We start from the raw sequence: 12,852 nt of genomic DNA on the forward strand, positions 1-12,852 counted from the left end.
ACTGGCGGGACTACAACTTGATACGTTCGACCTTGCCCACCAGCAACACGTAGGAAAGTGCCCCGATCAGCGCCAGCACCGCGATATAGGTGATGGCCGGGGCAAACGAATCACCGCTGGCAAGAAAGCCGATGACGATGGGCGTGGTAATGGCCGACAGGTTACCAATGAAATTGAACACACCACCGGTCAAACCGAGCAACCGCGCCGGGGCCAATGTCGACACCAGCGACCAGGTGATCGAGGCCAGTCCGTTGCCGAAAAACGCCAACGCGAGGAAGGCGATCACCATCGGCGTCGAATCGACAAAGTTCGCGCCAATGATGGCCGTGGAAATCAACAGACCGCCAATGATCGGCAATTTGCGGGCGAAGCCGACGGTGTAGCCACGACGGATCAGCCAGTCGGAGAAAAAGCCGGAACACAACACACCGACGAAGGCAGCGAGAAACGGCAGTGACGCCAGCAGACCGGACTTGATGAAGTCCATGCCGCGATATTTCACCAGGTAGGTCGGGAACCAGGTCAGGAAAAACCACAGCGTCGAGTTGAGGCAGAACTGGCCGAGGTAGATGCCCCACAGCTTGCGTTTGCTCAGGACAATGCCCAGGTCGGTCCAGCTGAATGTCGCCTTGACCCTAGCGGTTTCAGCCTGAATATCCACCAGCCCGCCGCCTTCGCGGATCAGGTCGATTTCCGCGTCATTGGCGCCCTTGAAATCCCGTGGCTCGCGGTACACCGCAAACCAGATCAGCGCCCAGATAACGCCCACCACCCCGGTGCTGACGAACACCATGTGCCAGCCGTACTGGTGTTGCAGCCAGGCCAGTACCGGGGTCAGAAACGCCAGCCCGACGAACTGTCCGGAGGTGTAGAAACCGATGGCCGTGGCCCGTTCGCGCTCGGGGAACCAGGTCGTCACCACGCGGCTGTTGATCGGATAAGCCGGCGCTTCCAGCGCGCCCACTGCCATGCGCAAGACGAACAACGCGATGAAGCTGGCGGCAAAGCCGAGCATCACCGTGGCCAGCGACCACAGCAACAGCGCGACGCTGTAGAGAATTCGTGGCGGCACCCGATCCACCAGCCAGCCACCGGGGATCTGCATGGCGGCGTAGGTCCAGCCGAATGCGGAAAAAATCAGCCCGACGTGGATCGGATCGATGCCCAGTTCGGTGGTCAGCGCCGGGGCGGCAATCGACAGGTTGCTGCGGTCCAGGTAGTTGATCACCACCGTGATGAACAGCAGCACCATGATGAAAAAACGCTTGCGACTGGGCGTCACCAACGACGCCTGCCCGGTAAGGGTTTGCGGTTGCATGGGGTGTGCCTCTTTTTATGATTATTGAAGGCGATATAGCGACTTACACCGATGCCCTGTGGGGACCGGTCTTTATGGGAGCGAGCCTGCTCGCGAAAGCGTTCTGTCAGTCACATCATTGCTGGATGTGCCACCTTCGCGAGCAGGCTCGCTCCCACAGGGTTCGCAGTGATTCAGACAGCGCTCACCACTCCGCAAAACTGCCATCGGCATGCCGCCAGATCGGGTTGCGCCAGCGGTGGCCGACGGCGGCGCGTTCGATGACGTACTCCTCGTTGATCTCGATCCCCAGTCCCGGGCCGTTGGGGATTTTCACGAAGCCTTTGTCGTAATCGAACACCCGTGGGTCTTTCACATAATCGAGCAGGTCATTGCTCTCGTTGTAGTGAATGCCCAGGCTCTGCTCCTGGATGAAGGCGTTGTAGCAAACCGCATCCAGTTGCAGACACGCCGCCAGCGCAATCGGACCCAACGGGCAATGCAGCGCCAGCGCCACGTCATAGGCTTCGGCCATGTTGGCGATCTTGCGGGTTTCGGTAATGCCACCGGCGTGGGACGCGTCGGGCTGGATGATGTCGACATAACCTTCGCTGAGTACGCGCTTGAAATCCCAACGGGAAAACAGTCGCTCGCCGAGGGCTATGGGTGTGCTGGTCAGCGGCGCCAGTTCCTTGAGCGCCTCGTAGTTTTCGCTGAGCACGGGTTCCTCGATGAACATCAATTTGTACGGATCGAGTTCCTTCATCAGCACCTTGGCCATGGGTTTGTGCACACGACCATGGAAGTCCACGCCAATGCCGACATTGGGGCCCACCGCATCGCGTACGGCCGCCACGTTGGCCAGCGCCAGGTCGACTTTTTCGAAGGAGTCGAGAAATTGCAGCTCCTCGGTGCCGTTCATCTTCACCGCCGTGAAACCGCGCTCGACCGCTTCTTTCGCCGCCCGCGCCGTGTCCGCCGGACGGTCGCCGCCGATCCATGAATACACCCGAATCTTGTCCCGCACCTGCCCGCCCAACAAATCGCTGACCGACACGCCCAGGGCCTTGCCCTTGATGTCCCACAGTGCCTGGTCGATACCGGCCAGCGCACTCATGTGGATCGCGCCACCACGGTAGAAACCGCCGCGGTAGAGCACGGTCCAGATGTCTTCGATGTTGCGTGGGTCTTTGCCGATCAGGTAATCGGACAATTCTTCAACGGCAGCCGCCACCGTGTGAGCGCGGCCCTCGACCACGGGCTCGCCCCAACCGGTCACGCCCTCGTCGGTTTCGATCTTGAGGAAGCACCAGCGCGGCGGAACGATGAAGGTGGTGAGTTTGGTGATTTTCATCTTCTGCTCTCTTCTTATCAATACAGCTCTTGTTAGGTGCAGAGCCTTAACGCAAAGCGTTCCAGGCGGCGACGTAAGCCTTGGCATTCACGGCCACTTCCTCGACCGTCATGCCCGGTTTGAATAACCCGGAACCCAGGCCAAAGCCTTTGACGCCCGCATCGATGAACACCTGCATGTTGTCCGGGGTAATCCCGCCAACCGGCGCCAGAATGGTCCCGGCCGGCAGCACCGCGAGCCAGGCTTTCACAACAGCCGGGCCCATCTGCTCGGCCGGGAACATTTTCAGTACATCGGCGCCTTCAGCCAGCGCGGCAAAGGCCTCGGTCGGTGTCGCCACACCCGGCGACAGATAGAGCCCCGCTGCCTTCGCGGCACGCAACACCCTGGGATCGCTGTGTGGCATGACGATCACCTGACCGCCCGCCGCCTTCACCTGTTCAACCTGTTCCGGCGTCAGCACCGTGCCCGCACCGATCAGGCAATCGGCGGGCAACGCACTGCGCAGGATGCGGATACTTTCGTACGGCTCGGGGGAATTAAGCGGCACTTCGATGACGCGAAATCCTGCGCTGTACAGGACTTCGCCAATAGCCACCGCTTCTTGCGGACGCAGGCCACGCAGGATCGCGATCAGGCCGTTTTGCGCCAGGGCTTGCTTGAGCATGTCAGAGCTCCAATCAGGGTTAACGGGATGGGGTTTTCGTGATCAGTCCGGCAGCGGCCGCCAGCTGCCACAAGCCGCGTTCGGTGGCTTGTTCGGCTAATGTCACGCGGTCGAAACCGCAGGCATCGAGGGCCCGGCTATAACGAGCGCAGAGTTGGTCATTGCCAATGAGAACGACGGCCGGCAGGTGCGCGCTGTTGCGCCGACGTCGCTGAGTCTGGGCCAGCGCCGACAGTTCATGACCGATCAACAGACCAGACAGATAATCCGCCTGGGCGCTGGCACCGAGTTCGCCGGTCAGGCCCAGGCTGCGGGCACTGAACAGCGTCGAGAGCGGTCCGATCTCGCCGTCCACCGACAGTGCGACCTGCACCCCGCGATCAAAGGCTTGGCCGTCAAACGACGCGCCCTTTTGCTGGGTACGTCCAAGAATGCTGTGTTCGCTGAGCACGGCAAAGATTTCGCCGGTCATGAAGGTGTCGAAGTGCACGATGCAGCCATCGGCCACTTCCACCCATTTCGAATGACTGCCCGGCAGGCCGATCAACAGATCACTGTTCGCCCCGGCCCGCAGATTTTGAAGCGCGCCCAGCACTTGGGTTTCTTCGCCGCGCATCACGTTCGGCAGGTGCGAACGCTGAATCACCCCCGGCACGATGTGCACATCGACACCGCTAAGACTGCGAACCACTTGTAGGGAATGTCCGAGATTGGCGACGTTTGCGGGCGTGTCGCAGTAGACCGCTTCGCGCCAGCCCTGTGCGCTGCCGACCATGCCACAGGCAATCACCGGCAACTCGGGCTGCGCATCGAGCCAATCGCCGCAGGCCTCGTCAAAGGCCAATTCAAAACCATTGGCGCAACGCTGACCCTTGATGAGTCGCGGCGTTTTGGGCAGCTGCATGATCCCCGACGACAGCGAACGCTGTTCGAGCACCAGGCCATCCGCGCCGAGTTTGTAAGCACGTAATGAGGTCGTCCCCCAATCGAGCGCGATCAATTGCGCCAGCATCGCTTCACCTGTTTTGTTTTTGGCAGTGAGTGCGCTGGACTATAAACCCGGAAGGCGGATAATCTCAATATATAAATATCTATCCCATACTATGGGACAAAGACAAAAAAGATCGCAGCCTTCGGTAGCCCCAACAGATTCGGTGTGTGCCGCAAAAAACGGCTGAACACAGCTCTGGGGTTGCCAAAGGTTGCGATCTTTCAGGCTCGATTAATTACCCTCGGCAAACTCGCGCAACACTGCCCCATCCATTCGATACCGCACCCACTCTTCCTGCGGTTGGGCGCCCAGGGATTTGTAGAAATCAATCGCCGGGGTGTTCCAGTCCAGGACGCTCCATTCAAAGCGTCCGCAGTCGTTGGCGCAGGCGATTTTGGCCAGATGGCGCAGCAAAGTCTTGCCGGCGCCGCCGCCTCGTTGTTCGGGGGTGATGTAGAGGTCTTCGAGGTACAGGCAGTTACTCCCCAGCCAGGTGGAGTAGCTGAAGAAGAACACTGCGAAACCGATTGGCAGACCGTCGCGCAGGCAGATCAGGCCGTGGGCGGTGGCGCCTTCGCTGAACAGGCTGCGTTCGATGTCGGCGACGCTGGCGATGACTTCGTGGCGGGCACGTTCGTAGTCGGCCAGTTCAGTGATGAACGCGAGAATTTGCGGGGCATCGCTGGGAGTCGCCGGGCGGATTTCGATCGTCATGGACGGGCCTTGTCGGGGAGGGAAAACGCCATATTATGTCGGCAACTCGCGCCCGTCACACGGGAACGCAAAAAGTACGCTTGAACACATCTCTCCTGTGGGAGCAGGCTCGCTCCCACAGGAGGGCTGTGTTGTTTTCACAAATGAGTTTGAGTCAAAGGATGGTCATGTCGATCGCTTTCGCCCCGCTGCAATCACTCGCCGATACGCTACTGCCCCACGCTCTGGAACCCTCGGAAGACGGCGCGCACGATCTGTCGCACCTGCAACGGGTGTGGCACAACGTGTGCCTGTTGCAAGCTGAAGAAGGTGGCGATCTGGAGGTGTTGCTGGCGGCGGTGCTGTTGCACGATTGCGTGGCGGTAGAAAAAAACTCGCCGTTGCGATCACAGGCCTCACGGCTGGCGGCGCAGAAAGCGTCAACGGTGCTGAACACCCTGGCGTGGTCCGATTCAAAAATCGCCGCCATCGCTCACGCCATCGAAGCGCACAGTTTTTCCGCCAATATCACCCCGACGTCGCTGGAAGCGAAAATCATGCAGGACGCCGACCGTATCGACTCTCTGGGCATGCTCGGTGTCGCGCGCACGTTCTACGTCGCCGGGCGCATGGGCAGCGCGCTGTACGACCCGCACGATCCGCAAGCCAGGGAAAGGGACTACGACGACACACGCTTTTGCCTCGATCATTTCCAGACCAAGCTGCTGCACCTGGCGGATGGTTTCCAGACCCGCACGGGACAACGTCTGGCGCGGGTTCGTCATGAGCGTTTAAAGGGATTCATGGAGCAGTTCAAGGAAGAGATCGGCATCGACTGAACCCGTTTTTGGCTGATCAGCGCGCTGAATCGGCTGATCGGCATGGGCCGACTGGGCTGGCGGCGAATCATAGCGCTCGGGTGACACCGCGGGCTTGAACCGTTCGTCGTTCATCAGGCACCAATGCCAATCGAGGGCGGACCAACTTCAGGTAAGGACTCTAATAATTGGAGACGACACCATGATCAAGTCCACATTGACCGCCCTCGCTCTCGCTTCCCTGCTGTCCTCTGCGGCATTTGCCGCCACCGCTTCCGGCACCGGCCCGACAGACCCGGTCCAGCCACCGAAAGCGCCCGCCATTCAAAGTGCCCCTAACATGAACACCAATGGCGCCGACATGGACAACAGCCTGCCCCCTTCCACCGGCACCGACCCGCGCATCCAAGGCGGCGACATGGGTCGCCAGGGCGGCATGAATACACCGGACAACCAGACACCCGATAACGCCGGCCCTGGCGTCGGCTCAAAAACCACTACCGGTGGTTCGGGCTCCGAAGGCACCGGCCAATAATTCGCGCCCGCGAGCACGCAAGACCTGTCCATCACCATGAAGAGGTAAGCATGAACGTCGATAAGAACCTGGAAAAAGAAGTCCTGACCCGCCTGTTGCACGCCCATCCCAGCGGTTTGGGCAAAGAGCTGCTGGATAACTATCGGGGCGAGAAAGTCGTGGCCAGTACCCTCGCCACCCTGCAGGACCGTGGGCTGATCCAGCATGGACACGTGACCTGCAACGAGGCTGGCGAGCATGCGTTGAATCTGCCGATCAAGTTGAGTGCCGCGGGTGTTGAAGCGGCGCGCAAGCTCGATAGCTGATATTGAACACCGTGGGAGCGGCGGCAGGTTGCGGTCCTGGCTTCTGAAGATCAACAGGTCGCAGGCTTCGCCAGCTCCTACGGATCACGGTCCTGACGCAAGGAGAAATCCCATGCCTCGTGGAAGCAAAGACACATACACCGCCGAGCAAAAACGCAAAGCCGAACACATCGAAGACAGCTACGAACATAAAGGCCTGTCCAAAGACGAGGCCGAGGCGCGGGCCTGGGCGACGGTCAACAAACAGTCTGGGGGCGGCGAGCGTGCCGGTGGTTCCGGCCGCAAGAAACCGGCCAGTGCGAAGAAGGAAGATCGCCAGGAATCGTCCCGCCGCGCCGTGGCCAGCCGTGAAGGTCATTCGCGTAACAGCCACACTTCGCGAGCTACGCAAACGGTCGACAGTTTGAGGAAAGAAGCGCAGGCGAAGAAAATTCCCGGACGGTCGGGGATGCGTAAGCAGGCGTTGATTGAGGCGTTGCGCAAGGCTGGGTAGACCCAGAAATTTATGGTGCAGGTAACGGCCTCATCGCGAGCAAGCTCGCTCCCACAGGGGATGGGCGGTGAACGCTAACTTCTGAGCACCGCAGGACAAATGTGGGCAGGCTTGCTCGCGATGGCGGTCTGTCTGGCACATTGATGTTGGATGTGCCGACGCCTTCGCGGGCAAGCCCGCTCCCACAGGGATCGTCGGTGGGCACGGTTTCTGGGTAACACACAAATCAACTGTGGGAGCGAGCTTGCTCGCGATGGCAGTCTGTCTGGCACATTGATGTTAGATGTGCCGACGCCTTCGCGGGCAAGCCCGCTCCCACAGGGATCGTCGGTGGGCACGGTTTCTGGGTAACACACAAATCAACTGTGGGAGCGAGCTTGCTCGCGATGGCGGTCTGTCTGGCACATTGATGCTGGATGTGCCGACGCCTTCGCGGGCAAGCCCGCTCCCACGGGGATCGTCGGTGGGCACGGTTTTTGGGTAACACACAAATCAACTGTGGGAGCGAGCTTGCTCGCGATGGCGGTCTGTCTGGCACATTGATGTTGGATGTGCCGACGCCTTCGCGGGCAAGCCCGCTCCCACGGGGATGGTCGGTGGGCACGGTTTCTGGGTAACACACAAATCAACTGTGGGAGCGGGCTTGCTCGCGATGGCGGTCTGTCTGGCACATTGATGTTGGATGTGCCGACGCCTTCGCGGGCAAGCCCGCTCCCACAGGGATCGTCGGTGGGCACGGTTTCTGGGTAACACACAAATCAACTGTGGGAGCGAGCTTGCTCGCGATGGCGGTCTGTCTGGCACATTGATGTTAGATGTGCCGACGCCTTCGCGGGCAAGCCCGCTCCCACGGGGATCGTCGGTGAACGCTAACTTCTGAGCACCGCAGGACAAATGTGGGAGCGAGCTTGCTCGCGATGGCGGTCTGTCTGGCACATTGATGTTGGAGAGGCCGATGCCTTCGCTCCCACGGGGATCAGCGTTGTTTCAAGCGGTCGATGACGACGGCCAGCAGCAGTATCGAACCCCGGATCACGTACTGATAAAACGTGTCGATGTTCTTCAGGTTCATCGCATTCTCGATGATCGCCAGGATCAGCACCCCGGCAATCACATGGCGAATCATGCCAATCCCGCCGCTCAGTGACACTCCGCCCAGTACGCAGGCCGAGATCACGGTCAGCTCGAAACCCTGGCCGATCATCGGCTGCCCTGAGGTCATGCGTGAGGCCAGAATCACCCCGGCCAGTGCCCCGATCACCCCGTGTACGGCGAAGATGATGATCTTGGTCCGGTCCACGTTGACCCCGGCCAGCAGCGCCGCTTCCTGGTTGCCGCCGATCGCCATCGTATTGCGCCCGTAAGTGGTGTAGTTCAGCAGCCAGCCGAAAAACAGGAAGCAGGCAACGGTGATCAGAATCGGCACCGGCACACCGAACAGCTGGCCGTTGCCGAAGACAAAGAACTGCTCCTGAGACACGCCCACTGCTTTGCCATTGGCAAAGATGTACGCCAGACCGCGCACGATCTGCATGGTCGCCAACGTAGTGATCAACGCATTGACCCGCAACTTGGCGATGACGATGCCGTTGATCAGCCCGACGATCAGCCCCATGAGCAACGCGGCCACCACGCCCAGAAACACGCTGTTGGTGTCGCGCATCACCACCGCCGCCACCACGCCGGCACAGGCAATCACTGAACCCACCGACAGGTCGAAGTGCCCGGACGCCAGGCAATACAGCATGGTGCACGCGGCAATACCGGTGGTGGAAATCGCTAGGCCGAGCCCGCGCATGTTCAGTGGCGAGAGGAAGTTGTCGATCAGCAAGGTGCAGAGCACGAAGATGCCGATGGCTGCCAGCAGCATCACCCAGTCATCGAGAAAGCGCCGAAGGTCCAGAGGTTTGCGCTGGGTGGGCAGTGCTTTGTTTTGGATGGTCATCATAGTCACCTCTCAGTTCGCCACGCCGTCAGCGCGTTGGCGCGGCAAAGCCAGTTGCAGCAGGTTGGATTCGTTGGCCTGTTCGCGGCTCAGTTCGCCGCGCAACGCGCCCTCGCACAGGACCAGAATGCGGTCGGAAATGCCCATGACTTCCATCAGGTCGCTGGACACCACGATCACCGCGATGCCGCTGGCCGCCAAGTTATGGATGATCTGGTAGATCTCGGCTTTGGCGCCGATATCGATGCCGCGGGTGGGTTCGTCGAGCAACAGCACTTTCATCGGCATTGACAGCCAGCGACCGAGAATCGCCTTCTGCTGATTGCCGCCGGACAAGTACATGATTTTCTGCGCCGCGCTGGGTGTCTTCACTTTCAGCGCCTTGATCTGCTGCTCGGCATTGTCTTTTTCCCATACGCCACGCAGCAGGCAGCCGAGCGTGGAATGCGCGCCGCGAGCGCTGATGTTGATGTTCTCGGCGACGCTTGCGAGCGGCATGATGCCCTCCTTCTTGCGGTCCTCGGGGCACAGCAGCACACCGGCGGCAATCGCATCACGGGGTGAGCGCAGCTTCAATTCATGGCCGCGCAGTGCCAGGCGCCCGGCAGTGTTGCGCGTGAGTCCGCTGAGCATGCGCAGCAGCTCGGTACGACCGGCGCCCACCAGACCGAACAGACCCAGAATCTCGCCTTTGTGCACCTCGAAACTCACCGGCTCGCGCAGTCCCGGCCCGAGCAATCCATCGACCTTGAGTGCCACCGCGCCGCGCTGACGTGGGCGGTAGTCGTAAATGTCCTGAATGTCGCGCCCGACCATGCAGGTGACCAGTTGATCGTGCGTCAGCTCGCTCATGTTATCGAACGTGCGCACGAAGCGGCCGTCCTTGAACACCGTCACCGCATTGCAGATGCGGAACACTTCTTCCATGCGATGAGACACGTAGAGCACCACTTTGCCTTCATCGCGCAGGCGCCCGATGATCGCCATCAGGCGGTCGATTTCACGGGACGAGAGGCTGCTGGTCGGTTCGTCAAAGGCAATCACATGGGCGCCTCGAGACAGGGCCTTGGCGATTTCCACCAGTTGCCGCTGGCCCAGAGACAGACGTCCGACTTTGGTTTGCGGATCGATTTCGTCGGCCAGGCCCTTGAGGCAGGCCAGGGCTTGCTGGCGTAATGTGCCGCGATTGATCAGGCCGAAATGCGCAGGCAGATGACCGAGAAACAGGTTCTCGGCGACGGTCATTTCCGGTACCAGGTGCAGTTCCTGGTGAATCACCGCGACGCCGCTGACGATGCTGTCAGCGGTGGATTTGAACTGCATCGTCTGCTCGCCGATTTGCAGCGAGCCACTACTGGGGCTGTAGGCGCCACCGAGAATTTTAAGCAGCGTCGACTTGCCGGCACCGTTCTCGCCCATCAGGGCATGGACCTGCCCTGGATACGCAACGAAGCTGATGCTGTCCAGCGCCTTCACGCCGGGAAAAGTCTTGCCGATCCCGTTGAAGCGCAAGCTGCCGCCGAGGGTTTGTTCGTGTGTCTGGACTTGCGCGTGCATACATCCACCTCATCACACCGACCGGGCGACCCCGCTGCCGGGGCCACCGATGAAATCAACCGTGTTTCAGTTCCACAGGCCGATCTTTGTCAGCTCTTCCTGGAAGTTTTTGCGGGTGATGAGCGTCACTTCATCCATAGCGGTGTATTTCGGCGGTTCCTTGCCGGTGGTCACCCACTCGTACATCATGGCCGCGGTGTTGTAGCCCTCGATGTGCGGGCTTGGCAGCATCGAGCCGAAGAAGCCGCTGTCGGGCTTTTTCAGTTCGCCGATGGCGTCAGTGCCGTTGATGCCGATGCCGATCACGTTGGCTGCGGTAAAGCCGGCGCTCTCGGTGGCGCGCACGCCGCCCAGCACGGTGTTGTCGTTCATGCCGCCGATGATCAGGTTTTTCGCGCCGCTCGGCAGTTTCACCAGCGCCGAGTTGGTGGCGTCCATGCTGCCCGGTACGTCCAGGGTTTTCTGCGCGGTGTATAAGATGTGGTCTTTCGGGAAGCCTGCATCTTCCAGCGCCTTGACCGAACCGTCGGTGCGTTTCTTGCCGGTGTCGAGTTCGTTAAAGGTGTTGATCACCGCATAGGTGTCTTTCCAGTCCCAACCGCGATTTTTCGCTTCAGTGGCCATGGCGGCGCCCTGTTTCTGGCCGACCTCGAATGCGGCCATGCCCAGGTACGGCACGTCTTCCATGAATTTGCCGTTGGCATCGACAAAGCGGTCATCGACCGCGATCACCTTCAAGCCGTTGGCCTTGGCTTTAGCGACGATGGCCGGGCCGAGGCCGACGTCTGGCGGGCAGATCACAAAGCCCTTGGCGCCGTTGGCGGCCAGGCTGTCGATGGCCGACAGGGTTTTCTCGCCGTCCGGCACGGCGATCTTGATCACCGTGAAGCCCTTGTCCTTACCGGCTTTTTCGGCGAATGCCCACTCGGTCTGGAACCAGGGCTCTTCCGCCTGCTTGACCAGAAAGCCGATTTTCACTTCCTCGGCCGCCAGCAGCGTACTGCTCAGGCTGACCGCAGTGACCGCCAGAGCGGCACAGCACAGGGAACGGATCCCGCGACGACGATTCATAAGCTGACTCCTTGTTATTTTTGTTGAGCGTTATTTGCAACACAGGTCCAGCGGTGCAGCCAATAGTCATATCATATGATGATTGGATTTCAGGCGGAGTTCCGCGCCCGAATCCGCGCTCTTCAGTCGTGATACATCACCGAGCGACCACCATCGATGGTGATGCACGAGGCATTGATGAATGGCGCCTCATCGCTGGCCAGGAACACGGCGGTCATTGCCACTTCCATCGGCTGACCGATTCGGCGCGGCGGATGCAAATCGAAAGCGCGCTGACGTTCGGCATGCGGGTCGGCAAAACCGTTCCAGTAATCGACGTTGAGCTGGGTTTCAATGTAGCCCGGTGCGATGGCATTCACGCGGATGCCTTTGGGTGCGTATTCGATGCCCAAGGCACGGGTCAGGCCGAGCAGACCGTGTTTGGCCACCGGGTACGGAAAGCAGCCGGGAATGATGTGGGTGGAATGGGTCGAGGCGATGTTGATGATGCTGCCAAGGCCCTGCTCGATCATCTGCGGCAACACGGCCTTGCAGCCGAACCAGGCGCCATCGAGGTCGATGGCAAAGCAGCGGCGCCAGTCCTCTTCGGTCATTTCCAGCGGGTCGCGGAACACGTTCACCCCCGCGCAGTTGACCAGCACGTCGATGCGACCATGATGTTCGACGGCCAGTCTGGCCATGGCATGCAGTTCCTGCTGGCTGGAAACATCCACCCTGATTGCCTGGACGTCATGACCCTTGTCGCGCCAGTGGGCGGCAACTTTCTCGACCTTATCACCCTGAATATCGCTGATGATCAGCTTCGCCTGTTGGGAAGCGAAGGTCGCGACAATCGCCTCGCCGATGCCCTGGGCCGCACCGGTCAGCAGCACGACCTTGTTTTTCAGGCGCTCGCCCTTCGGCGGTTCGGGGACTGGAGGCAGGGAAAGAGGTTCAGCCACGGATCAGGACTCCTGTTCGAAGGCACGACGAAAGCCGGGCATCTGCGGATGTCCGGTCGAAAGGCTTCTGATAGCTGTTTTTTTCAGGCACAGAGGCAGGCGCGAAACCGCCTGGGCGCCGAGGCGGCCTGAAGCACTGAACCCCCAAGGGAGTGCGGTGGCATATCGTTGCATCACTTCAC

13 protein-coding genes are annotated in these 12,852 nt (G+C 60.4%); 4 read left to right on the forward strand and 9 right to left on the reverse strand.

Annotated elements, in window-relative coordinates; translation table 11 throughout:
• Positions 1-10: 10 nt before the first annotated feature.
• The 5 genes from POF45_RS07760 to POF45_RS07780 form a co-directional block, all read right to left on the reverse strand.
• Positions 11-1,321 carry an MFS transporter gene (locus tag POF45_RS07760; protein WP_282315474.1) on the reverse strand — a complete coding sequence of 437 codons (1,311 nt, stop codon included), beginning with the start codon at positions 1,319-1,321 and terminating at the stop codon, positions 11-13.
• Between the two features lie 184 nt (positions 1,322-1,505).
• Positions 1,506-2,654 (reverse strand): galactonate dehydratase, encoded by a 1,149-nt coding sequence (gene dgoD, locus POF45_RS07765; RefSeq protein ID WP_090186690.1) that lies wholly within the window; start codon positions 2,652-2,654, stop codon positions 1,506-1,508.
• 46 nt (positions 2,655-2,700) lie between these two features.
• Positions 2,701-3,321: a 2-dehydro-3-deoxy-6-phosphogalactonate aldolase gene (locus POF45_RS07770; protein WP_282315475.1), complete on the reverse strand. Its 621-nt coding sequence runs from the start codon at positions 3,319-3,321 to the stop codon at positions 2,701-2,703.
• Between the two features lie 19 nt (positions 3,322-3,340).
• Entirely contained in the window at positions 3,341-4,333 is a 993-nt protein-coding gene (locus POF45_RS07775) for a 2-dehydro-3-deoxygalactonokinase (protein ID WP_282315476.1), read from the reverse strand.
• Positions 4,334-4,543: 210 nt separating this feature from the next.
• Complete coding sequence (locus POF45_RS07780; protein ID WP_259495605.1) at positions 4,544-5,026, reverse strand: GNAT family N-acetyltransferase; 483 nt, start codon at positions 5,024-5,026, stop codon at positions 4,544-4,546.
• Positions 5,027-5,193: 167 nt separating this feature from the next.
• Here POF45_RS07780 and POF45_RS07785 point away from each other — a divergent pair, with 167 nt between their 5' ends.
• The 4 genes from POF45_RS07785 to POF45_RS07800 all read left to right on the forward strand — a co-directional run bounded on the left by POF45_RS07785 (position 5,194) and on the right by POF45_RS07800 (position 7,156).
• The gene (locus POF45_RS07785; RefSeq protein ID WP_431978591.1) at positions 5,194-5,844 is read left to right on the forward strand and encodes an HD domain-containing protein; all 651 of its coding nucleotides are present in this window, start codon (positions 5,194-5,196) and stop codon (positions 5,842-5,844) included.
• 181 nt (positions 5,845-6,025) lie between these two features.
• A complete protein-coding gene (locus POF45_RS07790; protein WP_259495607.1) occupies positions 6,026-6,358 on the forward strand; it encodes a hypothetical protein in 333 nt (110 codons plus the stop codon).
• Between the two features lie 50 nt (positions 6,359-6,408).
• Positions 6,409-6,663 carry a hypothetical protein gene (locus tag POF45_RS07795; protein ID WP_259495608.1) on the forward strand — a complete coding sequence of 85 codons (255 nt, stop codon included), beginning with the start codon at positions 6,409-6,411 and terminating at the stop codon, positions 6,661-6,663.
• A 112-nt stretch (positions 6,664-6,775) separates the two neighbouring features.
• Positions 6,776-7,156: a Rho termination factor N-terminal domain-containing protein gene (locus POF45_RS07800; protein ID WP_259495609.1), complete on the forward strand. Its 381-nt coding sequence runs from the start codon at positions 6,776-6,778 to the stop codon at positions 7,154-7,156.
• 976 nt (positions 7,157-8,132) lie between these two features.
• Here POF45_RS07800 and araH read toward each other — a convergent pair.
• The 4 genes from araH to POF45_RS07820 form a co-directional block, all read right to left on the reverse strand.
• Positions 8,133-9,101, reverse strand: coding sequence for an L-arabinose ABC transporter permease AraH (gene araH / locus POF45_RS07805; RefSeq protein WP_259495610.1), 969 nt, complete (start codon positions 9,099-9,101; stop codon positions 8,133-8,135).
• Between the two features lie 12 nt (positions 9,102-9,113).
• Positions 9,114-10,658: an L-arabinose ABC transporter ATP-binding protein AraG gene (araG, locus tag POF45_RS07810; RefSeq protein ID WP_259495611.1), complete on the reverse strand. Its 1,545-nt coding sequence runs from the start codon at positions 10,656-10,658 to the stop codon at positions 9,114-9,116.
• A gap of 66 nt (positions 10,659-10,724) precedes the next feature.
• Entirely contained in the window at positions 10,725-11,729 is a 1,005-nt protein-coding gene (locus tag POF45_RS07815) for a substrate-binding domain-containing protein (protein ID WP_282315478.1), read from the reverse strand.
• 122 nt (positions 11,730-11,851) lie between these two features.
• Positions 11,852-12,670 carry an SDR family oxidoreductase gene (locus POF45_RS07820; RefSeq protein WP_259495614.1) on the reverse strand — a complete coding sequence of 273 codons (819 nt, stop codon included), beginning with the start codon at positions 12,668-12,670 and terminating at the stop codon, positions 11,852-11,854.
• Positions 12,671-12,852: the final 182 nt, after the last annotated feature.

The sequence above is a fragment of the Pseudomonas fungipugnans genome, assembly GCF_029955235.1.
Taxonomy (GTDB): Bacteria; Pseudomonadota; Gammaproteobacteria; order Pseudomonadales; family Pseudomonadaceae; genus Aquipseudomonas; species Aquipseudomonas fungipugnans.